The sequence below is a fragment of the Enterococcus sp. DIV1083b genome, assembly GCF_051713705.1.
Lineage (GTDB): Bacteria > Bacillota > Bacilli > Lactobacillales > Enterococcaceae > Enterococcus_D > Enterococcus_D casseliflavus.
Genome location: NZ_JBIOQJ010000001.1, coordinates 3,105,541 through 3,126,968 on the forward strand (window position 1 = coordinate 3,105,541; position 21,428 = coordinate 3,126,968).

Sequence of the window (21,428 nt, forward strand, 5' to 3'; positions counted from 1 at the left end):
TTGTATGTTAAAATAACGTGTGAAGTTCCCTTATAATAAGGACAGTTGCAAAATTCAGCTGAAAGAGGTGCCTAGTTTTGAAAAATATCCTTGAAAAAGATATTATGCAAATGCTGCGTCTGTCCACGATGCTCTTGAGCGAAAATCCCCTTCCTTTGAATAAAGCTGCTGCCGACCAAAATCTTTCCGTCAAAACGATCCGTCGGCTACTGTCCAGTTGTTTAAACGAGGACCCTTCCTTCCATTATGATGTGCAGCAAGGACACATTCGTGCCTTTCATGATTTGCAGCAGCCCCTAGCCAGCAAAAACTTCTCCCATACAGAAATGCTTGCTGCATTGTTTAATAAAAGTACAAACTATCAGTTGCTCTTGTTACTGTTAAAAATGCCGACCATTTCCTTTGCAGACCTCCACAAGCGGTATTACCTTAGCCCCTCCAGTTTGCATCGGCGCTTTTTGTCCTTTTCCTCTTTTTTGGCACCTTATCATCTAAGGATCGACCGTCGCAGTTTTCCTTTGATTACTGGCAATGAACGGCAACTGCGCTATGTGATTTTTCGACTCACCCTCTTAGCAAGCCCGACGCTTTCCCCCAATCAAGCGTTTCAAGAACTGAAGCAGATTCATCAGTTGCGCGCAAACGCTTTTTATCCCATCACCCCCGCCACGTTTACTCAGCAAGTTTATCCAACATGTTTTGTGCCGCGTTTTTATTTAGTTGGTGAACGCAGCTATTTATTTTTGTGGCAACAGCTGCTAACGCTGGAGCCTTTTTATGTGCCAACAGAAGAAGCCTTCCTTTTGCGACGAATCATCACGCCGATTTTGTCGGAGCATCCGCTCCAGCAGCCATTAGAAGTACTTTTGTCGAAAATTTTTCAAGCCCATCTTTTGTGCGCCTTACTGGAAGGCAATTTATTTGTCTATCCGCCAGTAAATCCTCGTTTATCTGAACGTTCCCAACGCTTGGTCCAGGCTTTTTTGACTCAGCTTCCCCATTACGAAAAACTTTTAAATAAGCATCCCGAATTGCCCTTACTCTATGAATGCATTTGGCAAGAGGTCTCTTTTTTCCAACCGATCATTGCCTTTCCGAAAAAAAAAGAGCGTCCGCTTAAGTAGCGACACGCTCTTTTGAGGTTCATTTAGTTGGCAGTGAATTATTTAGCGTCAGCATCAACGATTTTCACTGAACCTTGCCATTGTTCTTCCACAAAGTCTTTGATTTCGTCTGAATGCAGCACTTCGATCAATTTCTTGATTTTGTCGCTATCTTCGTCACCACTGCGGACAGCGATCACGTTGACATAAGGCGAATTATCCGCTTCTAATAAAACAGAATCATCCGCTGGGTTCAAATCGATCCCGAATGCGAAGTTCGCATTGATGGCGATTAGGTCTGCTTCGTCGTTTTGATAAGCAGTCGCCAAAAGAGATGGATCGACGTCATGTTTAAATTCTAAGTTTTTCGGATTTTCAGCAATATCATCAAAGGTTGCCGTTTCTGTATCAACGCCGTCTTTTAAAGTGATCAAGTCAGCATCTTGTAAAATCGTTAGGATACGACCCCAGTCAGATTCAGAAGTGGAAGTAAGAACCGTTGCACCATCTTCTAGTTCTGAAATATCAGAGATTCGTTTTGAGTAAAGACCCATTGGCTCGATATGGATCGCACCGGCATTGACAAAGTCATAGCCATTGTCTGCGATTTGTTTGTTCAAGTAAGGAATGTGTTGGAAGTAATTGGCATCGATATCGCCATTTTCCAATGCTTTGTTTGGCAACACATAATCATCGAAGGTTTTGATTTCAAGATCAATGCCTTCTTCTGCTAGTAAAGGTTTGGCTTGTTCTAAAATTTCCGCATGAGGCGTAACTGATGCACCGATCACTAATTTTGTTGATTCTCCCTCAGCCGCAGATGAGTCAGAGCTTCCTGAATTTGAGCCTGTGCCACAAGCAGCTAAAGCGGCAGTTAACAATAAGGTTGTTGCAATACCAAAAATCTTTTTCATATCCATTTCCTCCCATATTTTCCACTTTTTGTTCTTCGTTTCATTTACCGTTTATCGGTGGCTTTCGCAAGGAAATCGCCGATTCCTTGGATAATGAAAACGATAATTAAAATAATCACTGTTGCAACAAGCGTAACAGTGTAATTTCCACGTTGAAATCCTTCTTGCCAAGCCAAAGCGCCTAGCCCGCCGGCACCGATCGCGCCTGCCATGGCAGTATAACCAATCATTGAGATCGTTGTGACCGTCAGTCCTGAAATCAATGCCGGAACACTTTCTGGAATCACGATCTTATAAATGATCTCCCAGTAGCTGGCGCCCATCGCTTCCGCTGCTTCAATCACACCAGGATTGACTTCACGAAAAGCAATTTCCACCATCCGAGCATAAAACGGTGCCGCCGATAAAACTAATGCTGGGATCGCTGCTTTTGCCCCTAGGAACGAACCGACTAATAACGTTGTAAACGGAATGATCAAGACCATCAAAATCATAAATGGCGTTGAACGAAAGGCGTTACTGATGATGGAAACCACGTTATAGAAAATGTTGGCTCCCGCTGTTTGTTTACGCCCTAGTGAATAAAGCGCCAATCCTAGAAGCAAACCGATCACGACCACTAAAACCATGGAGAAGAAAGTCATAAACAAGGTGTCTAAGGTTGCTTGCTGCATATTGGCCCAGTCGACCTTTTCAAAATTAAAATAGGTTTCTACAAATGACTTATCCACGTTCAATCACCTCCACGCCTACTTGCTGCTCTTTGAAAAAGGCGATCGCTTTTTCGATCTCACTTGCTTCACCTGTCAATAAAACCGTCAAGCCGCCAAAGGATCCCTCATTGGTTTGTTGGATCTTTCCGTAAACGACATTGACATCGATCTGGAAGCGACGGATTGCTTGTGAAATCACTGGTTCATTGGCGTTGTCTTGTGTAAAAGTCAAGGTCACTAAATGCCCTTGCGGATTTTCTCGTAGGAAGGCTTGCCGTAATTCTTCAGCATCTTCTTCTGGCTCCAAATCTTGCTGAACAAAACGTTTGGTCACTTCCTGCTGTGGGTTACGGAAAACCGATTGTACTGACCCTTCTTCCACGATCTGCCCATGCTCCATCACCGCGACCTTATTACAGATTTTGCGAATGACGTTCATTTCATGGGTAATCAGGACGATTGTCAAATGCAATTTTTTATTGATGGAAAGCAAGAGATCCAACACTTCTTCTGTTGTTTGTGGATCTAACGCACTCGTTGCTTCATCACACAGCAAAATTTCTGGTTCATTCGCTAATGCACGAGCAATCCCGACTCTTTGCTTTTGTCCGCCAGACAATTGTGCCGGATAGGCATTCTCCCGTCCTTCCAACCCAACTAATTTAATCAGCTCTTGCGCTCGTTGACGTCGTTTTGCTTTTTCAACGCCAGCCAACTCCAATGGCAATTCAATGTTTTCCGCCACCGTTCGAGACCATAAAAGATTAAAGTGCTGAAAAATCATACCGATTTTTTTGCGGAAGTTTCTCAATTCTTTGTTTTTCAATGCCAAAATGTTTTGACCGTTAATGACTACATCTCCTGCTGTCGGCAATTCTAAGCCGTTCAACAAACGTACTAATGTACTTTTCCCAGCACCAGAGTAACCGACGATTCCGTAGATATCGCCTTTTTCCACTTGCAGTGAAACATCATTGACGGCGTGGACAGCCGTTTGCTTTTTGCCGAATGACTTTTTTACATGCGACAATTCGATTAATGCCATGTTATTCCCATCTTTCCTCTTTGGTTGGTTAAACACAAAAAAAGCTTTCATCCTCTGTACATTATACTGTTACAAAGGACGAAAGCACAACTTCCGCGTTACCACCTTGATTTACTGTCGATTCGCATCAACAGCCTCGCTCAGTACTTGAATTGCTTCGCATACTGCTGCACTGTAACGGGTGCCTCCCGTGATAGGCTTGTTTCCACTCACCTATCATGCTCAAAGACCATCTTCCATCCTCTCTCCGTTGCCCATTTGCACCAAACAGGGCTCTCTGTGTACGTTAAGAACATGTACTCTTCTTTTCAAAGCATTCATTTATTGAGCAAATTATAGCAACGTCTTATCCGACTGTCAATTCTTTTTGAAAAAATAGTCGTTTTTACAGATTTGACTTACAAGGCTTCAAATTGACTTGGGTCAACCTCTTTGAAGCTGACCAGCCAAGCGTTCATTTCGTCTTCATCATTTAAGGTATCAATCGATTGATCGATTTTTTCATTTACGGAAGAAATCACGCCCGTCAATGGACTTGGAAATTCACTGACTGCTTTTTCCGCTTCAAGCTCAACAAGGGTCTCTCCTTGTTTTAAAGCAGTTCCTGCTTTTTGAATCGAAGCAAACGTGACCGCACCAAGTTCTTCTTGCGCTTCTTTTGTTAAACCGACACAATATTCTTTCCCGTTAAACAAAACCCACAAATTATCTTTTTTTCTTAAGCATTTCTTTTCCATGATTCTAGTAAGACTCCTTCATATTCATTTTCTTTAAATCCATTAATCAAAAAGCGGTCGCCGCTAACCAGCAGTGGGCGCTTGATCAACATACCATCGGTTGCCAGCACATCGGCTGCGTCTTGGGCAGTCATGGTCGGCACTTTTTCTTTTAATTGCAATTCACGGTATTTCATGCCGCTTGTGTTAAAGAAACGGGTTAACGGTGCTTCGCTTGATTGGATCCAAGCCAGCAATTGTTCCGGTTGCGGCGGTGTAGCTACCATATCGATCGCTTCAAAGGGAATCTCGTGCTCTTCTAACCAACGCTTCGCATTTCGGCATGTACTGCATTTTGGGTACCAATAAAATGTAATCATGTGAACTCCTTAAAGTGTTTTTGGTGCGGTCTCAGCTTGATAGCGCATCGATAAAATCAAACCGATCCCAATCATATTGCTTAATAGGGCAGATCCTCCTTGGCTGATAAACGGCAGTGGAATCCCCGTCAACGGTAAGAGACCGATGTTTGCGCCAATGTTTTCAAACACATGGAAGAGAATCATCATAATGATCCCAGTTGCCAAGTAGGCATAAAATTCATTGTTAGTATCGAAACATACGCGGATCATTCGATAGATCAAAATAAAATACAATAAAATGACAAACGCGCTGCCAATAAACCCAAAATTCTCACCGATCACCGAAAAAATCATATCGGATTCTCGGACTGGTACATACACATCGCTGACATTGAATCCTTTCCCGAACATCCCGCCAGAGGCGATCGCCATCAGAGCATACGCCAATTGGAAGGATTGCCCTTGGGTATCATGAAAAGGATCCAGCCACGAATCGATACGGGCGAATTGGTATTCTTTAAAGATTCCTGTATTGTACAGAAACTCGCGACCAACATCGGTAGTCACTAAGAAAATCGTTCCACCGCCGAGAATCACAAATGCCGCAATCACTGGAACGATGATTCGCCATGAGATTCCTGACATCAAGAAGACCCCACCGAAAATCGCTAGAAAGACCAACATCGTACCAAAGTCATTTTGTAAGGTGATCAGGATCAGGACTGGGATCGTGACGGCCAACATTTTTGCAATCAGTAACCCATCTGTTTTCAGATCCCGTTCCCGATGCTTGACATTGTGCTGCGTGACGACTAACGCCAACATCATGATATAGGCGATCTTCATCAATTCTGAAGGTTGCAAGGTAAAGGGACCAAAACTAAACCAGTTTTTCGACCCTGTCGAGGCAGCCATCGTCCGGTTGTAAAATTTCAGCAGCGCCAGCATAACGGCTAGCCCAGCCCCATAAATATAGGGCGTCAATTTCCAGAGCCATTTTGATTTGATCTGCATGATAATGATCACGGCAACAACGCCTAACACATACCATAAAGCTTGAAACCCTAACATTCGCAGCATGTTCGGATTATTCGGATCGTGTGTCAGCGCCACATACAGGGACGCCAAACCAATCAGACATAATAAAAATACGGGTAGAATCACACCGTAGTCAATTCGATTATCGTTCGTTTTTATTCGTGAATTTTCCATGTCCACACTCTCTTCTGTAGAATCTTTATCCATTATAGTGATAATTGAGGAGAAAAGAAAGGATTGTCCATGAGCATTCACAAAAAATTTAGAAACTTTAATGATTTTCGGGAAAAGAGGGTTAAAAATGAAGTGCAATTCGTTTTTCTGCTTCTTAAAATTATGAAATAAATGCCATAGAACATTATGTCATAATAATATCTGGCTATCTTTTAGAACCATATACTTTCTGATTGATTTTTCTCCTAAAAACACACTCTCTGTTTTCAAATAAAACAAAAAACCACCACGTCATAGGTTGTCTATGAGGTGATGGTTTTGGTTATGCCAGCTGCAGGATTCGAACCTGTGACCTACGCGTTACGAGTGCGTTGCTCTACCAACTGAGCTAAGCTGGCGTTGTATGGCACAAAGAAAATTATATGCAAAAACGGTTGTTTTGTAAAGAGGTCTGCTGAAAAAAATCTACTTACTGAAATTTTCCGAAAATTGTGATATAATAGAAGTATCAAGGAGGTTTTTACATGGCAACATTTGGTAAATTCGAAACAACAATTGTCCCGTCACAAGAAGGTTCAACGTTTGAGGTCGCTACTCCTGTCATGTTCACGTTCCATGGGAAGAAACAAACTGGTACCATCACAAAGCAGTTGAAAAACTCTGCGGTGGTCGAGCTGAACGAAACCCCAGAAAACCAGAAATTAGTTTCGCAAAGTAATGGTGTATTGATCATCAATTACAAACAATTAACCAAACTATAACCCGTTTAATGCAAGGAGAAAATCAGTTGATTTTCTCCTTTTTTCATTGTCTGATTTTATGAAAAGCTAAAAAAAGCCATGGATAACCGATCGAACCGTTTTGGCTGTCGATCTTCTTCCATGGCATCATTGACGAGGCAAAACTTCAGTTGCCTTTGTCTTATTTGTATTGATTTATTTTGTACCGAATAGACGGTCACCGGCATCGCCCAAACCAGGAACGATATAGCCGTGTTCATTTAGGCGTTCATCAAGATTTGCAGTATAGATGTCAACATCTGGATGGGCATCTTGCAATGCTTTCACGCCTTCTGGTGCAGCAACTAAGCAGACGAATTTCATGTTTGAAGCGCCGCGTTTTTTCAGTGCGTCGATCGCCATGATCGCTGAACCGCCCGTAGCTAACATTGGGTCAACGATAAATAATTGACGTTCATCGATATCTTCAGGTAATTTTACGAAGTATTCGTGTGGTTCTAGCGTTTCTTCATCACGGTACATCCCGATATGGCCAACTTTTGCGGCTGGGATCAATTCAAGGATACCATCAACCATGCCTAGACCTGCACGCAGGATCGGAATGATCGCTACCTTTTTACCAGATAGTGTTTTTTGTGTTGATTCTTCAATTGGTGTTTCAATCACTAGATCTTCAAGCGGCATGTCGCGAGACACTTCATACGCCATCAACATTGCGATTTCATTAACAACTTCACGGAAAACCTTTGTTCCACAGTTCTTGTCGCGGATCATTGTTAATTTGTGTTGGATCAGCGGGTGATCGATTACTTGAAATTTACCCATTTAAAAAAATCTCCTTTGGTTTTTCTCTTATTTTAAAGCAAATCGGCTCTTGTTACAACCATCTGCCACAGGCAATACTGCTTTTCCTCAAAAAAAGGATTGTGTTAGAAGGAAGGAGACAAGACGGCATGAAACACGCCTCTGCGTTCATTCTAGCCCCTTTTTCACTTTCGGTGATCAAAGAGCTGTAGCGCAGGAAAAACGCGTGAGACGTCTTGTCTGACCTTAACTTCTGTCACAGTCCCCTTTTATTTATTTTTATAAAGTGGATAGTTGTCCGTCAATTCTTTGACTTGCGCCGTGACTTCTGCCAAGACGGCTTCATCATTTGGTTTTTCTAAAACTTTGACGATCAATTTCGCCACTTCGACACAATCTTCTTCTTTAAAGCCGCGACTAGTGATCGCTGGTGTCCCCACGCGAATCCCACTCGTTTTGAAAGGACTTAATGATTCGAAAGGAATCGAGTTTTTATTGACGGTGATATTGACTTGATCCAGCAAAGCTTCTGCTTCTTTGCCGTTCAAATCAAAGCCGCGCACATCGATCAATAATAGGTGATTGTCTGTTGCACCAGAGACCAAGCGGGCTTGTGGTGCTTGGTTGAAGACTTTCGCCATTGCTTGTGCATTGCGGATGACTTGCTCAGAGTACTCTTTGAACGACTCATCTTGTGCTTCTTTAAAAGCAACAGCTTTCGCTGCGATCACGTGCTCTAATGGGCCGCCTTGGATACCAGGGAAAACGGCACTATTGATTTTTTTCGCTAAGTCTTCATCATTTGTTAAAATCAAGCCGCCTCGAGGGCCGCGTAATGTTTTATGGGTCGTAGAAGTCGTGATGTCCGCATAAGGAACTGGGTTTGGATGAAGACCAGCCGCCACTAAACCAGCGATATGCGCCATATCCACCATCAATTTTGCGCCAACTTCATCAGCGATTTCACGGAACTTCGCAAAATCGATCGTACGTGAGTAAGCACTGGCACCAGCAACGATCAGTTTCGGTTGATGCTTACGCGCCAAAATACGAACGACATTGTAGTCGATGACTTCTGTTGCAGGATCAACACCATAACTAACAAAATTATAGGTCTTGCCGCTGAAATTCACTGGTGAGCCATGGGTCAAATGACCGCCTGCGGAAAGATCCATCCCTAATACTGTATCGCCTGTTTCGATCAACGCTAAATAAGCTGCTGTGTTGGCTTGAGAACCAGAATGCGGTTGAACATTGGCATATGCCGCACCGAAAATACTTTTCGCCCGTTCAATTGCTAAGTTTTCTACCACATCAACAAATTCACAACCGCCATAGTAACGACGACCTGGATAACCCTCAGCGTATTTATTTGTCAAAATACTACCTTGCGCAGCCATTACACCTTCTGAAACGATATTTTCAGACGCAATCAATTCCAAATTGTTTTGTTGACGATTCGTTTCTTTTTCGATCGCTTGCCACAATTCGGGATCAAACGTTTGATAATCCATGCTTACAACACCCCTTTACCTTAATGGTAGCATTGTATCACATTTCTTCATAAGCTACCTATAATGAATTCTGGTTTTTTGCTAATTTTCTTGAAAGAAACTTTGATTTGCAGCTTTTTTCAATCGATTCATATAAGCAGCCCCTAAGCCGCTTTCTGGAAACGTGGGTGCAAATAAGACATCTAGCTCAGCAATCGATTCATCTAACGCCCGCAAACCCGCAAACAGCCCTTTTGTCGCAGCTTCCACACTGTCATCAAAAAATAAATAGATGGCTGCAGCTTCGAAGCGGACTTGCTCGGCGATCGTTGGTCCAGCTAAAACCCCTACCTTAAACTGCTGTTCTTTTGCCCAAGCCATGGCTGCCGGCCAATCTTGGTCATTGACCATCAGGACGTTGGTATTCGGTGCATAGTGCTTGTATTTCATGCCCGGCGCTTTGGGGGCTTCACTTTCTGTTACTAAGTGCTGATCGACGAGGACTTTTGTTTGTAAAACTGCTTCAAGCTGTTCTTTAGAGATCGCACCAGGACGTAAGATGATCGGCGGCGCCGTTGGGTCACTCAAATCTAAGACCGTTGATTCGACACCGATCTGCGTCACCCCATCATCCAAGATGCCAGCAATTTTGCCTGCCAGGTCATGCTGAACATGCGCAGCTGATGTTGGGCTTGGTTTACCAGATGTATTCGCGCTAGGGCCAACCAATGGCTGTTGGACTTGTTTGATCAACGCTAACGTCTTGGTGTTGTTTGGCATCCGAAACGCCGCTGTGGATAAGCCGCCAGTAACAATGCTAGGTAAACTGTCTTTTTTGATCGAAAAGATCAAGGTTAAGGGCCCAGGCCAGAAAGTTTCCATCAATTTATCAGCAAAAGGATGCTTGTTATCCACAAACGGTTCCAACTGCTCTGGCTCGGCAATATGAACGATCAAAGGGTTGTCACTAGGTCGCCCTTTGACTTGATATACTTGCGCAACAGCCGTGGGCAAAAGCGCGCTAGCCCCAAGTCCATAGACGGTTTCCGTCGGGAACGCCACCAATCCCCCCTCAGCTAAAATAGCTGCGGCTTCGTTCAACTGTGTTTGATCAAAAATTTTTGTTTCCACAATTTATCCACATCCTTTTTTGAGAAGTTTCCACACTTATCAACATTTTCTCGTTTCTTTTCCACATTTTGTGGATAAGTCGTTTGTCAAGTGTGGATAACCCTGTTTATAACTCGGTTTATTTAGAAGTCGTTCATTCCATAAGGTTTTTGCAATTTTTCTGTAGCAAAAAAAATTTATTTATCCACATCTTGTGGATGACTGACGAACACCATCCGGTCTTGACCCGCAAGATCTTTTACTACGGTGACTTCTTTGTTGGGAAAAGCGGCTGCAAAAAGCTGTTGAACAGCTAATCCTTGCTGAAAGCCGATTTCTAGCGCCATTTGCCCGTTAGGCGCCAAACAATTCGGTGCTTGCTGTGCCAATTGCTTATAGATCGCCAATCCTTGTTCTTGAGCAAAAAGCGCCATTTTAGGCTCTTTTTCTCTTACGCTGATATCCATCAGCGGCCACTCTTCAGCGCTGATATACGGCGGGTTGGAAACGATCAGATCCCATTGCTGATCTGCCACGGGTTCTAAGGTATCTCCTTGGAAAAAGCGGATCTCTGCGTCTAAGGTTGCCGCATTTTCTTTAGCAACGGCTAATGCCTCTGCTGAAAGATCCACGGCACTTACGGCCCACTGCGGACGTGCCAATTTCAAGGCAATGGCGATCGCTCCAGTACCTGTGCCGATGTCTACGACTCGCAGCGGCTGATCTGCTGGTAATTTTGTCAGACAGTTTTCCACCAGCTCTTCGGTTTCTGGACGCGGGATCAAGGTTGCAGGAGTTACTTTTAAGCGATGCCCATAAAATTCTTCATACCCTAATAAATATTGCGGTGGTTCATGTTGCAACAGCTGTTCAAGATCTGCTGCGATCTGTGCCTCATCTTCCCTTAAGATGGGTTGGTCCATCTGCAGCAGCCAATCGAGTTGCTGCCAGTTTTTTCGCTGTAAAAACAGGTATTGGATCGCATACCCGTCCAGCCCTTTCGTTTCTAAAAAAGAAGAAGCCCGTGAAAGGACTTCTCGATAGGTTTTAGCCATTTTGCATCTCATCTAATTTTGATGTTTGATCGTAAACGATCAGTGCATCAACAATTTCATCGAGTTTTCCAGCTAAAATTTGATCCAATTTTTGAATAGTCAACCCGATACGGTGATCTGTTACGCGGTTTTGCGGGAAGTTATAGGTGCGAATCCGTTCAGAACGATCGCCGGTACCCACTGCTGATTTACGGTTTGCGTCGTATTCGCTTTGTGCTTCTTGCTGCATTTGGTCATAGACCCGTGCCCGCAAGACTTTCATCGCTTTCTCACGGTTTTTCAGCTGTGAACGCTCATCTTGCATCGCAACAGCGATCCCTGTTGGCAAGTGCGTCAGACGAACAGCAGAAGCTGTTTTGTTGACGTGCTGACCACCAGCACCAGAGGCATGGTAAATATCGGTCCGAATATCTTTGTCTGCGATATCGATTTCGACTTCTTCAGCTTCGGGCATAACCACGACCGTTGCCGTAGACGTATGGATTCGGCCTTGTGATTCGGTAGACGGTACCCGCTGCACTCGGTGGGCGCCGCTCTCGTATTTCAATTTTGAAAAGACGTTGTCGCCAGTGATCATCATGATGACTTCTTTGTAGCCGCCGATCCCAGTGACGTTGGCATCCATGACTTCGACTTTCCAGCCTTGGTTTTCCGCATATTTTTGATACATATTGAAAAGATCGCCAGCAAATAAGGCTGCTTCATCGCCGCCCGCTGCACCACGGATCTCCATGATGATGTTTTTGTCATCATTCGGATCTTTTGGCAATAACAAGATTTTGATGCGTTCTTCCAAAACGTCTTTTTCTTTTTTCAAGTCAGAGAGTTCTTCTTTGGCCATCTCAGCCATTTCTGCATCTAGGTTTTCCCCAAGCATTTCTTCGGTATCCTTGATTCCCTCAACGACTTCTTTGTAACGACGGTAGACTTCCACCGTTTCCCGTGTATTGGCTTCTTCTTTTGAAAGCTGCATGAAGCGTTTGGTGTCAGAGATCACGGCTGGATCACTAAGTAATTCGCCTAATTCTTCGTAACGGTCTTCGATTGCTTGTAACTGATCGTACATTGATTATTCTCCTTCTTTTTTCATTCCCGGGTGAAAGTAATGTTTGCGGCAAACAGGATAATACGCTTCGTTACCGCCGATTTGTACTTGGTCGCCCTCGTAAACGGGTTTTCCGTCGATATAGTGCAAGTTCATGGTTGCTTTTTTATGACAGAACCAGCAGATGGTTTTCATCTCTTCGATTTTATCTGCGTAAAGCAACAAGTATTTTGAGCCTTCAAATAATTCATTGCGGAAATCATTTTTCAAACCAAAGGCCATCACAGGGATACCTAACTCGTCCACGATTTTGGTGAAAGCCAGCACGTGATGCTTCTTTAGGAACTGTGCTTCGTCGATCAAAATACAATAAGGTTTGTAACCGAGGTCTTTGATCAAATGGAACAGATCCGTTTCATCAAAAATCGGGATCGCGTCTCGTTCTAAGCCGATGCGGCTTGAAACATTTCCCACACCGCTTCTCGTGTCCAATCCACTTGTCATGATCACGACTGGTTTGTCTTGTTCTTCATAGTTGTGAGCAACTTTCAGTATCTCGATCGTTTTCCCACTATTCATTGCGCCATATTTAAAAAAAAGCTGTGCCATCTCGCCCATCCTTCCTCATACTCCTTTGGTATTATACTTGAAAAAGGAGAATTTTTACAGACTTAAATTCGACACCTGCCGCCTTTTACGCAAGAGTTTTACGAAAAATTAACGGATTTTTTGCCGCCGCCATCTCTTACTCGTTTCTGGCTTTTTGAGCAACTTCTGCCAATACTTGACAAGCCAGCGAATATTCTGGATTTTCATTCCCATTGATATCCGTTGCAATGATCACAAATCCGAGCTGCTGATAGAGCGTGATTGCTGCATGGCTCCAGGTTTGCGTATGAAGATACATCGGCTCGTTGGCTGCCTCCAAGACAGAAACGACTTGCGTGACCAAGCCGCGAGCGATCCCTTGACGTTGAGCTTGCGGCTTTACTGCTACCCAATGGACTAGTGGAACCGGTGTGCCGTCTTGCTTGGCTTTTTTCCAAGCGGTAGCCGTACCGACCGGTGTACCTGATTGATCAAGGGCAAAAAACATTCGCTGTCCTAGCTGTGCTTGCTCAGGCATAAATTCTTTTTCAAAATACGCCAATGCCTCGGCCTCATTGTCAAACTCTCCGACGGATGTTTCAATCCGTGCCCAGTGCCTTTCGTCTCCTGCTTGGTAGCTGCGTAATGAATAGTTATCGGATTGAACGGGCTGGATCGGTGTGCTTTTGTGCGCTCGCTTCATCCAGATTTCTGCATATGGAATTGATTTATCTAACATTGGTTGTGCCTCTCTTTCATTGTTTTTTTCCTTGTTCAAAGGTTTATTTGAGAATCAATTTGGAGTCAATCATGTAATTTCTTTACTAGAAAAATTTCTGTTAGCTGATTTTGCGTATGGGCGATTCTCCCAATTTCATCATAGCCCAATCGCTGATAAAAATCTGGCGCTTGAAAATCAAAGGTTGCCGTCTGACAATTTTCACAGCTAATGCTTTCAACTGCTGTTCAAGAGCAGTAAGAATCTGCTTACCATACCCTTTCCCCCGCTCGGATGCTTTGACCCACAGGGTGTCAAGATAACCGATGTGATACATCGAGGCATAGGCAATGCCACCAGCAATCACCATCCCCTCTTTTTTGATTACACAACTGAATCTCTGATAGGTTTCTGTTTGCGTAAATGGTTTTTGGTACTTTGTATACGCTGTTAACGCTGATTCTAAAGCAGCCAATTCTTGCTCGTTTCCTTGTTCAATGACTAGCGCCACAGTCAATCCCGCCTTCTTATTTCTTCATAGTCAGCCATGATCTGATTGACCGTTTCTGCTATCGTTTGCCCTTCTTTAATCAGCCTTTCCTTTAAAGACTCCTGCGGGAAAAGCAAGTCACGCTCAAGCCACCATTCACGCATGTTCTCCTCGGAAAAATGGTCTCGCTGCATTCGGGTCTGATGTCTTTTGACCGTTTCCTCAAAAGAAAGATCAAAATAATAAACGAGATTACTTTCGGGAAAGAGTTGAATCAGAAAGTCGAGAAAGTCTTGGTATTTTTCACGAGAATAAATTCCTTCAACAAGTACCAATGGCACTTTCCCCTTCGCATACAAGACGGCTTCTTTCATCAAACCGATTGCTAAATTATTGGGGCTATCTTTGACACAAAAAATTTCTCTGCGAAAAACATCTTGTGAAATCAACACTGCTTTCTCACCGAAAATGTGTTGAACAGCTCTGGCAATAGTGGTTTTGCCGCTGCCAGAATTACCTCGAAGTAAAATCAAAATACTTTCCATGCAAACTTCCTTTCTTCATTGCCCTGTTTTCTAAGCATATCTCTTGTTTTTCTCTACTAGAAGCATACCATAGAAGCAAAGGAGGAATACCTATGAAAGATACGGCAATTTTTGCTGGCGGTTGTTTTTGGTGCATGGTGAAACCTTTTGACTCGCAGCCAGGCATCCTCAAAGTGATTTCTGGCTTTACTGGCGGCCATGTGCCTAACCCAACCTACCAACAAGTAACGACAGGAACCACCGGTCACACCGAAGCAGTTGAGATCACCTTTGATCCTGAGGTCATCTCTTATGAAGAATTGGTTGCCATCTATTGGCAGCAGACAGACCCCACGGATGCGTTTGGTCAGTTTGCCGACCGTGGTGATTCCTATCGTCCAGTAATTTTTTACAATAGTGAAGAACAAAAAGCGATTGCGGAAAAATCAAAGGCGCAGTTGCAAGCTAGCGGCCGCTTTGACCGTCCGATCGTAACGAAGATCGAACCAGCAGAACCTTTTTATCCTGCAGAAGACTACCATCAAGATTTTTACAAGAAAAATGCAGCCCATTACAATGCTTATAGCGAAGGCTCAGGACGAGCTGGCTTTATTCGCCAAAACTGGGCCTAACATTTTTGGAGCATGCCTCCCGATTCATCATTAACAGCCGATTTGCTCTCAAGGCAGATCGGCTGTTTTCTGTTTCTTTTGCCAAAAGGAAATTGACAGTCAGGGCATTTTCGCGCTACACTGATTAGAAAATTCTGACGATTATAAAGGAGTGTTTGTTTGATGTTAGCCAATGAAGTCCGTCCAGGTCCTAATCGGTATATTACTGGCGATGGGGTCTTAGCTGATTTGCCAGAGTATTTAAGTGAGTTCCAAGAAGTTGCTGTGATCACTGGGGAGCAGTCATTCGATGTGTTTTCAGCCTATTACCCTCATTCATTTGACTACCCGATCTACCGCTACGATGGATCATCGAGTTATGAAAATGCGCAAACCTTAGCTGAAGCGATCCAGCAAGCAGATGCCGTGGTGGCAATCGGCGGCGGCAAGGTCGCTGATACAGCAAAAATCACCGCCCAAACCCTTGGCGCAGAGCTGATCGTGATCCCTACATTGGTTTCCAACTGTGCGCCCTTTACCCCGGTGATCGTCGCCTATTACCCCGATCATACGATTTGTAAAATCGACTATGCCAAAAAAGGTGCCTACATGACGATCGTCGACACCCGTTTTTTACTAGCCACACCTGTTGATTACTTTATCGCAGGGATCGCTGATACCTTAGCCAAATATTATGAAATGGAAGCCATTGTCCGCAACATGGCAGAAGACGACAAGACTGCCTTAGTACGGCTAGGTTTCCAAAGCGCTCTTTTGATCAAAAACTTGTTGATTGCCGATGCGATCCAAGCTGTCAAAGACCTAGAAGTCGGGCAGCTGACCCCCGCCTTTGCCCGCATCACCGATGCGATCATTGCTTTGGCAGGCGAAGTTGGTGGTTTTGCAGTCGAATTTGGCCGCACATCTGGTGCGCATGCGCTGCATGACGGCTTGTCTTATTTAAGTGAGACCCATAGTGTCTTGCACGGCAACAAAGTCGCCTACTGCATTTGGGTCCAGCTTGCCTATACCAATGATTTTGATGTGATTGAAGAATTACGGCCATTTTACGAAGCTTTGCACTTGCCAATGAAGCTGAAGGATCTCCACGTGACACGCCTTGATCGGGATTACTTCGCCTCGGTTCTGACCTATGCTGTCAAAGAAGAAGAAACCTTTATTTTGATCGATCCTGCGATCACACCCGAAAAAGTCTATCAGGCGATCGAAGCGGTGGAGGCGCTGTAAACCGTACTCATTGCTAAACAACTTTATATCAAAAAAACTGTTTCCCTAATACATTTCGGAAACAGTTTTTTTATTTGATCAAACAGACACGCAGTAGCGATCCTGGCTGCGCATGTTCTTAACGGGCAACAGCAACTGAAGCATTGGCCATCACTGCACGACTTCACCCAGCAGCCCGTTTTCTAAGCAGTAATGATAAATGCCTTCCTCGGCTACGTGACCGATCACTTCATCGGCGATTGCTTTTAACTCATCCGAAGCATTGGCCATTGCGAGACCCCAGCCGACTGCCTCCAGCATCTCAATGTCATTGTTGCCATCGCCAAAGGCAATGGCTTCAGACTTATCCAAGCCATAGTAAGCCAGCATTTTGGCAATGCCGCTTCCTTTCCCACTGCTGGCTGGAATAATATCGACTGCGCGATCCCACCAGGCGGTGATTTTCGCCTCCGTGGTATTTGCCATCACTTTGGCGTAGTCTTCTTTCCCTGAGCCAAGCATCACTTGGAAAATGTCTTGCTGTTGGATCACCTCATCAAAATCTTCTGCCACGATCACTTCTTGGTGGGCAAAGGAAAAATACTCAACTAAATCATCATCTTTGCCATTGGCAACCGTTCGGTCCTTCGTAGCGATCGCTACTGGACGCTTGAGCGCCGTGGCATTTTCAATGATTTGCTGAACATCTTTTTTAGGAATGGGGTTTTGGTGGATCCCCTCGGCTTGATTAAAACAATACGACCCGTTAAAGGTCAAAAACGCATCGAAGGTCACGCCTTCAAATTGCGGCAACGCGATGGGACTTCTGCCAGTTGCAATGCACAACAGGATCCCTTGCTTCTTCAAGGCTTTTAATGTGGCTAACATTCTTTCAGAGATTTGCTTTTTGCTCATATCGATCAGTGTGCCATCAACATCGAAAAAAATAATTTTTACGTCTTTCATGATACTCCCCATTTCCGTCTCGATTTTCAAAAAATTTGATGCGCTTTTTTGTCCGCTTTCTCGCTATTGTTCCGTGCGGATCGTCGCTGCTATTTTTTACTTCTTTTATCTTCTCATAAATTGCCAGCGTTTTCTTCTGAAATCGTGAAATCCTTACTGATTTGCTTCGAGTTTTTAAGTTTCTTAAGCAATCAAGCTGCCGCAAGAACCACAGCCTGATCGTGTCCTCTAACCCAACGACACTTTCCAAAAGCTTTTCCTTGCACAATTTCTGCTGCTCATGAATTCTATCCTGCTTTCTTTCAAATCTACTTGGTTCTTTGGTATACTGGGGATAGTTTATTTAGTGAGGGGTTTTTTGTAATGAACTTTACCCGCTTTGCCCGCTTGACGCAGCGCAGGAGCAAGACGTTTATTTCCCAGAACGTGTCTTCAATCCAAGTGATTGTTTTTTATTATATCGTGATGACGGTGGTCTCTTTGGGGCTTTTTTCACTCCCCTTCTTTCGAGAACCCGGCTCTCATGTCGCGTTTATCGATCTGTTCTTTATGGCGGTCAGCACGGTCAGTGTCACTGGGCTGACTACTTTTCCGATCAATGACGTGTTTAACGACCACGGGGTCATCTTATTGGAAGTCCTCTTTCAAGTCGGCGGTTTAGGGATCATGATGATCTCGACTTTTTTTGCGATCGTCTCACGGCGCAAAATCAGTTTAAAGCAGCGCCAGTTGATCATGACGGATATGAATCAGCCAAAGCTTAGTGGGATCGTTCGGATGATTCGAACGACGTTTACCATTATCTTGCTTTGTCAGGTGGTAGCAGGCACGATCTTCGCTGTTTATTTTCATCTTTACGGCTATTATGACAATTGGCGAGATGCGATCTTTTATGGATTTTATCAAGCGATCTCTGCTGTGACCAACTCAGGGTTTGATGTGACGGGCAATTCCATCTTGCCGTTTTCCCATGATTATTTCTTCCTGACGTGTATCATGATTTTGATTTTTATCGGGGGAATCGGATTTCCAGTGATCATGGACTTTCGGGAATGGGTCCTTTTTAAAATGAAAAAACAACGCCGCCGCTTGCCGTTTCGCTTTTCTTTATTCACAAAAATTGCTGTTTTGGCTTTCGTGATCCTCTTTGTCGGCGGTACATTAGCGATCTTTTTCCTTGAGAAAGATTATTTGTTCAAAGATTACAGCTTTAGCGGTATGTGGATGAACAGCATGTTTTATTCCATGACAACGCGGAATGCTGGCCTGCAGATCCATGACTTAGGCAACTTTCAAACCACGACGTTGATCGTTTTCTCCTTGCTGATGTTTATTGGTTGTAGTCCCAGCTCTGTTGGTGGGGGGATTCGGACGACGACCATTGCCATCATTGGGCTGTACCTCTATGCCTTCTTGAAAAGTGAGGACAATATCAATATCTTCGGTCGCCGGATCGATCAAGATGACGTCCGCAAATCAGTGGTGGTCTTTATGCTTTCGATGGGCATGTGCTTCTTTTGTGTCTTATTCTTGACCGCCATCGAGGATATCCCTTTGATCGCCATCATTGTTGAAGTTTCCTCGGCATTTGGAACCACAGGGCTTTCTTTAGGAATCACGGGTGATTTATCAACTATCGGCAAACTCGTGATTGCTCTTTTGATGTTTATCGGCCGTGTCGGTATGCTGTACACCTTGATGTTATTCGTACCAAAAGAAACACGTGACTTAGGCTACGAGTACCCAACGGAAAAAATCATTATCGGTTAAAGCAGCAGCAAACCTGGCAGAAGGTTTGCTGTTTTGCTTTTCAAGCCTTTGATCATCGCAAGTAAAAGAGCCATTTATCAGAATGGTCTTTGCAGAAATTTAAAGAATCGCAAAAGCAATTTAACCTTTTTCTTGGTATATGGTATGATAAATTGAATTTGCACAATGAAAGCATTCGCTCTAATGGAGGGTTACATTATGGGAATACGAAGTCATCTGGCTGTTTCAGTCGGTAAGACCTCTCAATGGGTATTAAAGAACTTTTTCAAAGGCGGCTCAAGCCTGCCTGGTAAATTAGCATTAAAAGTTGATCCACATATATTAGATCATTTGGCGAAAGATTACCAAGTCGTCGTGATCACAGGCACCAACGGCAAAACATTGACGACTGCCTTGACTGTCAATATTTTGCGCCAAGAATTTGATGAAGTATTGACGAACCCCACCGGCGCCAATATGGTCCAAGGAATCGTTTCAACCTTTCTATCGGCACGCCCTAAAAAAGGCAAAAAATTTGCGGTTTTAGAAATCGATGAAGCCAGTCTCAGCAAAGTAACGAAGTACATCAAACCGGAATTGTTCGTTTTCACCAATATTTTTCGCGATCAAATGGACCGTTATGGCGAGATCTATACGACCTATAAAATGATCGTTGAAGGTGCCGCAAACTCACCAGAAGCTACGATCCTCTGCAATGGGGATTCGCCACTGTTCAATTCGGTAGCAACTGTCAATCCGCGGAAATACTATGGATTTGATCATTTGCCAGATGAAGAGCAGATGGCCCATTACAATACGGATGGCGTGTTGTGTCCTGAGTGTCATCACATTTTACATTATAAAATGATCACCTATGCCAATCTTGGAAAATACTACTGCCCAAATTGCGGCTTCCATCGACCAGAATTGGATTATAAACTGACGGAAATGACCGCAATGGACAACACCTCTGCTGATTTTGTGATCGATGGCAATGACTATCGCATCGAAGTCGGCGGGATGTACAATGTCTACAATGCGCTGGCGGCAACTGCGGTTGCGGAATATTATGGCGTAGCACCTGCAAAAATCAAATCTGGTTTGGCCTATGACGAAAAAGTCTTTGGTCGCCAAGAAGTGATCCGCATCGGGGACAAAGAATGTACGTTAGTCTTAGTTAAAAACCCTGTTGGTTTGAACCAAGTCATCGATATGATCGGCCTGTCGCCCTATCCTTTCTCGCTAGTCAGCTTGTTGAATGCCAACTACGCAGATGGGATCGACGTCAGCTGGATTTGGGATGGCGACCATGAAGCGTTTGCCGATATGGGGATTCCTCAAGTGATCGCTGGTGGTGATCGTCACAAAGATATGGCGTTGCGGCTAAAAGTTGCGGGGATCCCTGAAGAAAAAATCATTGAAACCCCTGAACTTGATGACGTCATCAAGCAAATCGCAGACTTACCAACAGAAAAAGTCTATATTTTAGCGACTTACACTGCAGTCTTGCAGCTACGCAAAAAGCTTGCGGAAAAAGGCTATATCAAAGGAGGAATGAGTCGTGACTAAGTATCAACTGAATGTTGCCCACTTGTATGGAAATCTTTTGAATACTTATGGCGACAACGGCAATCTCTTGATGCTGCGCTACGTGGCCGAAAAACTAGGCGTGACCTTCAACGCAGAAGTCGTCAGCATTCACGAGCCCTTCGATCCTGAAAAATATGATCTCGTCTTCTTCGGTGGCGGGCAAGATTTTGAACAAGTGATCGTTTCACAAGATATCCAATCAAAAAAAGAAGCCCTGACCAGCTATATCGAAAATGATGGCGTCATGCTGGCGATCTGCGGCGGCTATCAATTGCTGGGTCATTACTACATCGGTGCCAACGGCGAGAAAATCAAGGGGATCGGTGCCTTGGATCATTACACCTTAAGCCAGGAAAACAATCGGTTCATCGGTGACATCGTGATCCACAATGAAGAATTCGATGAGACCTATTATGGCTTTGAAAACCATAATGGCCGTACTTTCTTAGGTAAAGGGGAAAAACCATTGGGGAAAGTCATCCAAGGACAAGGAAACAATGGCGAAGACCAAACCGAAGGCGTGGTTTACCGCAATGTGTTCGGCTCTTACTTCCACGGACCGCTCCTTGCAAGAAATGAGCATTTGGCAGAGCGCTTGATCCGCACCGCCCTTGCCAATCGTTATGGCAACGTCGAAATTTAAATACACGTAC

Annotated in this window: 23 protein-coding genes, 1 tRNA gene and 1 other annotated feature; of the genes, 7 read left to right on the top strand and 17 right to left on the bottom strand. The window is 44.1% G+C overall.

What is annotated here, in order from left to right; translation table 11 throughout:
* Window positions 1-77: 77 nt before the first annotated feature.
* Window positions 78-1,124, top strand: coding sequence for a helix-turn-helix domain-containing protein (locus tag IGI69_RS14575; protein WP_438741298.1), 1,047 nt, complete (start codon window positions 78-80; stop codon window positions 1,122-1,124).
* Between the two features lie 38 nt (window positions 1,125-1,162).
* Here IGI69_RS14575 and IGI69_RS14580 read toward each other — a convergent pair whose 3' ends face one another.
* The 7 genes from IGI69_RS14580 to IGI69_RS14610 form a co-directional block, all read right to left on the bottom strand.
* Window positions 1,163-2,017, bottom strand: coding sequence for a MetQ/NlpA family ABC transporter substrate-binding protein (locus tag IGI69_RS14580; protein WP_010749087.1), 855 nt, complete (start codon window positions 2,015-2,017; stop codon window positions 1,163-1,165).
* 44 nt (window positions 2,018-2,061) lie between these two features.
* Window positions 2,062-2,748, bottom strand: a complete 687-nt coding sequence (locus IGI69_RS14585) for a methionine ABC transporter permease (protein WP_005227919.1) — start codon at window positions 2,746-2,748, stop codon at window positions 2,062-2,064.
* Window positions 2,741-3,775, bottom strand: a complete 1,035-nt coding sequence (locus IGI69_RS14590; RefSeq protein ID WP_005227918.1) for a methionine ABC transporter ATP-binding protein — start codon at window positions 3,773-3,775, stop codon at window positions 2,741-2,743. Before IGI69_RS14590 ends, IGI69_RS14585 begins: the two co-directional genes overlap by 8 nt.
* Before the next feature lie 71 nt (window positions 3,776-3,846).
* Window positions 3,847-4,096: a binding site (T-box leader), on the bottom strand.
* A gap of 77 nt (window positions 4,097-4,173) precedes the next feature.
* The gene (locus IGI69_RS14595; protein WP_010749086.1) at window positions 4,174-4,512 is read right to left on the bottom strand and encodes a glycine cleavage system protein H; all 339 of its coding nucleotides are present in this window, start codon (window positions 4,510-4,512) and stop codon (window positions 4,174-4,176) included.
* A complete protein-coding gene (locus tag IGI69_RS14600) occupies window positions 4,494-4,871 on the bottom strand; it encodes an arsenate reductase family protein (RefSeq protein ID WP_010749085.1) in 378 nt (125 codons plus the stop codon). Before IGI69_RS14600 ends, IGI69_RS14595 begins: the two co-directional genes overlap by 19 nt.
* A 9-nt stretch (window positions 4,872-4,880) precedes the next feature.
* Entirely contained in the window at window positions 4,881-6,065 is a 1,185-nt protein-coding gene (locus IGI69_RS14605) for an FtsW/RodA/SpoVE family cell cycle protein (RefSeq protein WP_010749084.1), read from the bottom strand.
* A gap of 325 nt (window positions 6,066-6,390) precedes the next feature.
* Window positions 6,391-6,463: transfer RNA gene (locus IGI69_RS14610), tRNA-Thr, on the bottom strand.
* 126 nt (window positions 6,464-6,589) lie between these two features.
* Here IGI69_RS14610 and IGI69_RS14615 point away from each other — a divergent pair.
* A complete protein-coding gene (locus IGI69_RS14615; RefSeq protein WP_005227896.1) occupies window positions 6,590-6,826 on the top strand; it encodes a hypothetical protein in 237 nt (78 codons plus the stop codon).
* Window positions 6,827-7,000: 174 nt separating this feature from the next.
* On the opposite strand, the gene upp is transcribed toward IGI69_RS14615, so the two are convergent.
* From upp to IGI69_RS14660, 9 genes are all read right to left on the bottom strand, one after another.
* Window positions 7,001-7,630, bottom strand: a complete 630-nt coding sequence (upp, locus tag IGI69_RS14620) for a uracil phosphoribosyltransferase (protein ID WP_005227894.1) — start codon at window positions 7,628-7,630, stop codon at window positions 7,001-7,003.
* Window positions 7,631-7,878: 248 nt separating this feature from the next.
* The gene (gene glyA, locus IGI69_RS14625; RefSeq protein ID WP_005227890.1) at window positions 7,879-9,123 is read right to left on the bottom strand and encodes a serine hydroxymethyltransferase; all 1,245 of its coding nucleotides are present in this window, start codon (window positions 9,121-9,123) and stop codon (window positions 7,879-7,881) included.
* Window positions 9,124-9,204: 81 nt separating this feature from the next.
* The gene (locus IGI69_RS14630; protein WP_438741301.1) at window positions 9,205-10,233 is read right to left on the bottom strand and encodes an L-threonylcarbamoyladenylate synthase; all 1,029 of its coding nucleotides are present in this window, start codon (window positions 10,231-10,233) and stop codon (window positions 9,205-9,207) included.
* A 176-nt stretch (window positions 10,234-10,409) separates the two neighbouring features.
* Window positions 10,410-11,267 carry a peptide chain release factor N(5)-glutamine methyltransferase gene (prmC, locus tag IGI69_RS14635; RefSeq protein WP_270266779.1) on the bottom strand — a complete coding sequence of 286 codons (858 nt, stop codon included), beginning with the start codon at window positions 11,265-11,267 and terminating at the stop codon, window positions 10,410-10,412.
* On the bottom strand, window positions 11,260-12,333 hold the full coding sequence (prfA, locus tag IGI69_RS14640) for a peptide chain release factor 1 (RefSeq protein ID WP_005227884.1): 1,074 nt from the start codon (window positions 12,331-12,333) through the stop codon (window positions 11,260-11,262). Before prfA ends, prmC begins: the two co-directional genes overlap by 8 nt.
* Window positions 12,334-12,336: 3 nt before the next feature.
* On the bottom strand, window positions 12,337-12,921 hold the full coding sequence (locus IGI69_RS14645; protein ID WP_005227882.1) for a thymidine kinase: 585 nt from the start codon (window positions 12,919-12,921) through the stop codon (window positions 12,337-12,339).
* Window positions 12,922-13,057: 136 nt separating this feature from the next.
* On the bottom strand, window positions 13,058-13,639 hold the full coding sequence (locus IGI69_RS14650) for a GNAT family N-acetyltransferase (RefSeq protein ID WP_438741304.1): 582 nt from the start codon (window positions 13,637-13,639) through the stop codon (window positions 13,058-13,060).
* 100 nt (window positions 13,640-13,739) lie between these two features.
* Window positions 13,740-14,129: a GNAT family N-acetyltransferase gene (locus tag IGI69_RS14655; protein ID WP_438741306.1), complete on the bottom strand. Its 390-nt coding sequence runs from the start codon at window positions 14,127-14,129 to the stop codon at window positions 13,740-13,742.
* 2 nt (window positions 14,130-14,131) lie between these two features.
* On the bottom strand, window positions 14,132-14,653 hold the full coding sequence (locus tag IGI69_RS14660; protein ID WP_284590727.1) for an AAA family ATPase: 522 nt from the start codon (window positions 14,651-14,653) through the stop codon (window positions 14,132-14,134).
* Between the two features lie 92 nt (window positions 14,654-14,745).
* Here IGI69_RS14660 and msrA point away from each other — a divergent pair, with 92 nt between their 5' ends.
* Both msrA and IGI69_RS14670 read left to right on the top strand, forming a co-directional pair.
* Window positions 14,746-15,264 carry a peptide-methionine (S)-S-oxide reductase MsrA gene (msrA, locus tag IGI69_RS14665; RefSeq protein ID WP_413129417.1) on the top strand — a complete coding sequence of 173 codons (519 nt, stop codon included), beginning with the start codon at window positions 14,746-14,748 and terminating at the stop codon, window positions 15,262-15,264.
* Between the two features lie 162 nt (window positions 15,265-15,426).
* On the top strand, window positions 15,427-16,491 hold the full coding sequence (locus IGI69_RS14670) for an iron-containing alcohol dehydrogenase family protein (RefSeq protein WP_438741309.1): 1,065 nt from the start codon (window positions 15,427-15,429) through the stop codon (window positions 16,489-16,491).
* Between the two features lie 150 nt (window positions 16,492-16,641).
* On the opposite strand, the gene IGI69_RS14675 is transcribed toward IGI69_RS14670, so the two are convergent.
* Window positions 16,642-17,436, bottom strand: coding sequence for an HAD family hydrolase (locus tag IGI69_RS14675; RefSeq protein WP_333493954.1), 795 nt, complete (start codon window positions 17,434-17,436; stop codon window positions 16,642-16,644).
* Between the two features lie 312 nt (window positions 17,437-17,748).
* On the opposite strand from IGI69_RS14675, the gene IGI69_RS14680 reads away from it, so the two are divergent.
* From IGI69_RS14680 to IGI69_RS14690, 3 genes are all read left to right on the top strand, one after another.
* Window positions 17,749-19,206 carry a TrkH family potassium uptake protein gene (locus IGI69_RS14680; RefSeq protein ID WP_223597487.1) on the top strand — a complete coding sequence of 486 codons (1,458 nt, stop codon included), beginning with the start codon at window positions 17,749-17,751 and terminating at the stop codon, window positions 19,204-19,206.
* Window positions 19,207-19,404: 198 nt separating this feature from the next.
* Window positions 19,405-20,754 carry a Mur ligase family protein gene (locus IGI69_RS14685; protein WP_005227862.1) on the top strand — a complete coding sequence of 450 codons (1,350 nt, stop codon included), beginning with the start codon at window positions 19,405-19,407 and terminating at the stop codon, window positions 20,752-20,754.
* Window positions 20,747-21,418, top strand: a complete 672-nt coding sequence (locus tag IGI69_RS14690) for a type 1 glutamine amidotransferase (RefSeq protein WP_005233555.1) — start codon at window positions 20,747-20,749, stop codon at window positions 21,416-21,418. The genes IGI69_RS14685 and IGI69_RS14690 overlap by 8 nt, the downstream gene beginning before the upstream one ends.
* The last annotated feature ends 10 nt before the right edge of the window (window positions 21,419-21,428 follow it).

Bases quoted from the DNA above. Each gene is read 5' to 3' on its own strand.
- glyA (WP_005227890.1), bottom strand. From the start codon at position 9,123: ATGGATTATCAAACGTTTGATCCCGAATTGTGGCAAGCGATCGAAAAA.
- msrA (WP_413129417.1), top strand. From the start codon at position 14,746: ATGAAAGATACGGCAATTTTTGCTGGCGGTTGTTTTTGGTGCATGGTG.
- prmC (WP_270266779.1), bottom strand. From the start codon at position 11,267: ATGGCTAAAACCTATCGAGAAGTCCTTTCACGGGCTTCTTCTTTTTTA.
- IGI69_RS14595 (WP_010749086.1), bottom strand. From the start codon at position 4,512: ATGGAAAAGAAATGCTTAAGAAAAAAAGATAATTTGTGGGTTTTGTTT.
- IGI69_RS14645 (WP_005227882.1), bottom strand. From the start codon at position 12,921: ATGGCACAGCTTTTTTTTAAATATGGCGCAATGAATAGTGGGAAAACG.
- prfA (WP_005227884.1), bottom strand. From the start codon at position 12,333: ATGTACGATCAGTTACAAGCAATCGAAGACCGTTACGAAGAATTAGGC.
- IGI69_RS14615 (WP_005227896.1), top strand. From the start codon at position 6,590: ATGGCAACATTTGGTAAATTCGAAACAACAATTGTCCCGTCACAAGAA.
- IGI69_RS14650 (WP_438741304.1), bottom strand. From the start codon at position 13,639: ATGTTAGATAAATCAATTCCATATGCAGAAATCTGGATGAAGCGAGCG.
- IGI69_RS14600 (WP_010749085.1), bottom strand. From the start codon at position 4,871: ATGATTACATTTTATTGGTACCCAAAATGCAGTACATGCCGAAATGCG.
- IGI69_RS14605 (WP_010749084.1), bottom strand. From the start codon at position 6,065: ATGGAAAATTCACGAATAAAAACGAACGATAATCGAATTGACTACGGT.
- IGI69_RS14580 (WP_010749087.1), bottom strand. From the start codon at position 2,017: ATGAAAAAGATTTTTGGTATTGCAACAACCTTATTGTTAACTGCCGCT.
- IGI69_RS14660 (WP_284590727.1), bottom strand. From the start codon at position 14,653: ATGGAAAGTATTTTGATTTTACTTCGAGGTAATTCTGGCAGCGGCAAA.
- IGI69_RS14590 (WP_005227918.1), bottom strand. From the start codon at position 3,775: ATGGCATTAATCGAATTGTCGCATGTAAAAAAGTCATTCGGCAAAAAG.
- IGI69_RS14675 (WP_333493954.1), bottom strand. From the start codon at position 17,436: ATGAAAGACGTAAAAATTATTTTTTTCGATGTTGATGGCACACTGATC.
- IGI69_RS14670 (WP_438741309.1), top strand. From the start codon at position 15,427: ATGTTAGCCAATGAAGTCCGTCCAGGTCCTAATCGGTATATTACTGGC.
- IGI69_RS14685 (WP_005227862.1), top strand. From the start codon at position 19,405: ATGGGAATACGAAGTCATCTGGCTGTTTCAGTCGGTAAGACCTCTCAA.
- upp (WP_005227894.1), bottom strand. From the start codon at position 7,630: ATGGGTAAATTTCAAGTAATCGATCACCCGCTGATCCAACACAAATTA.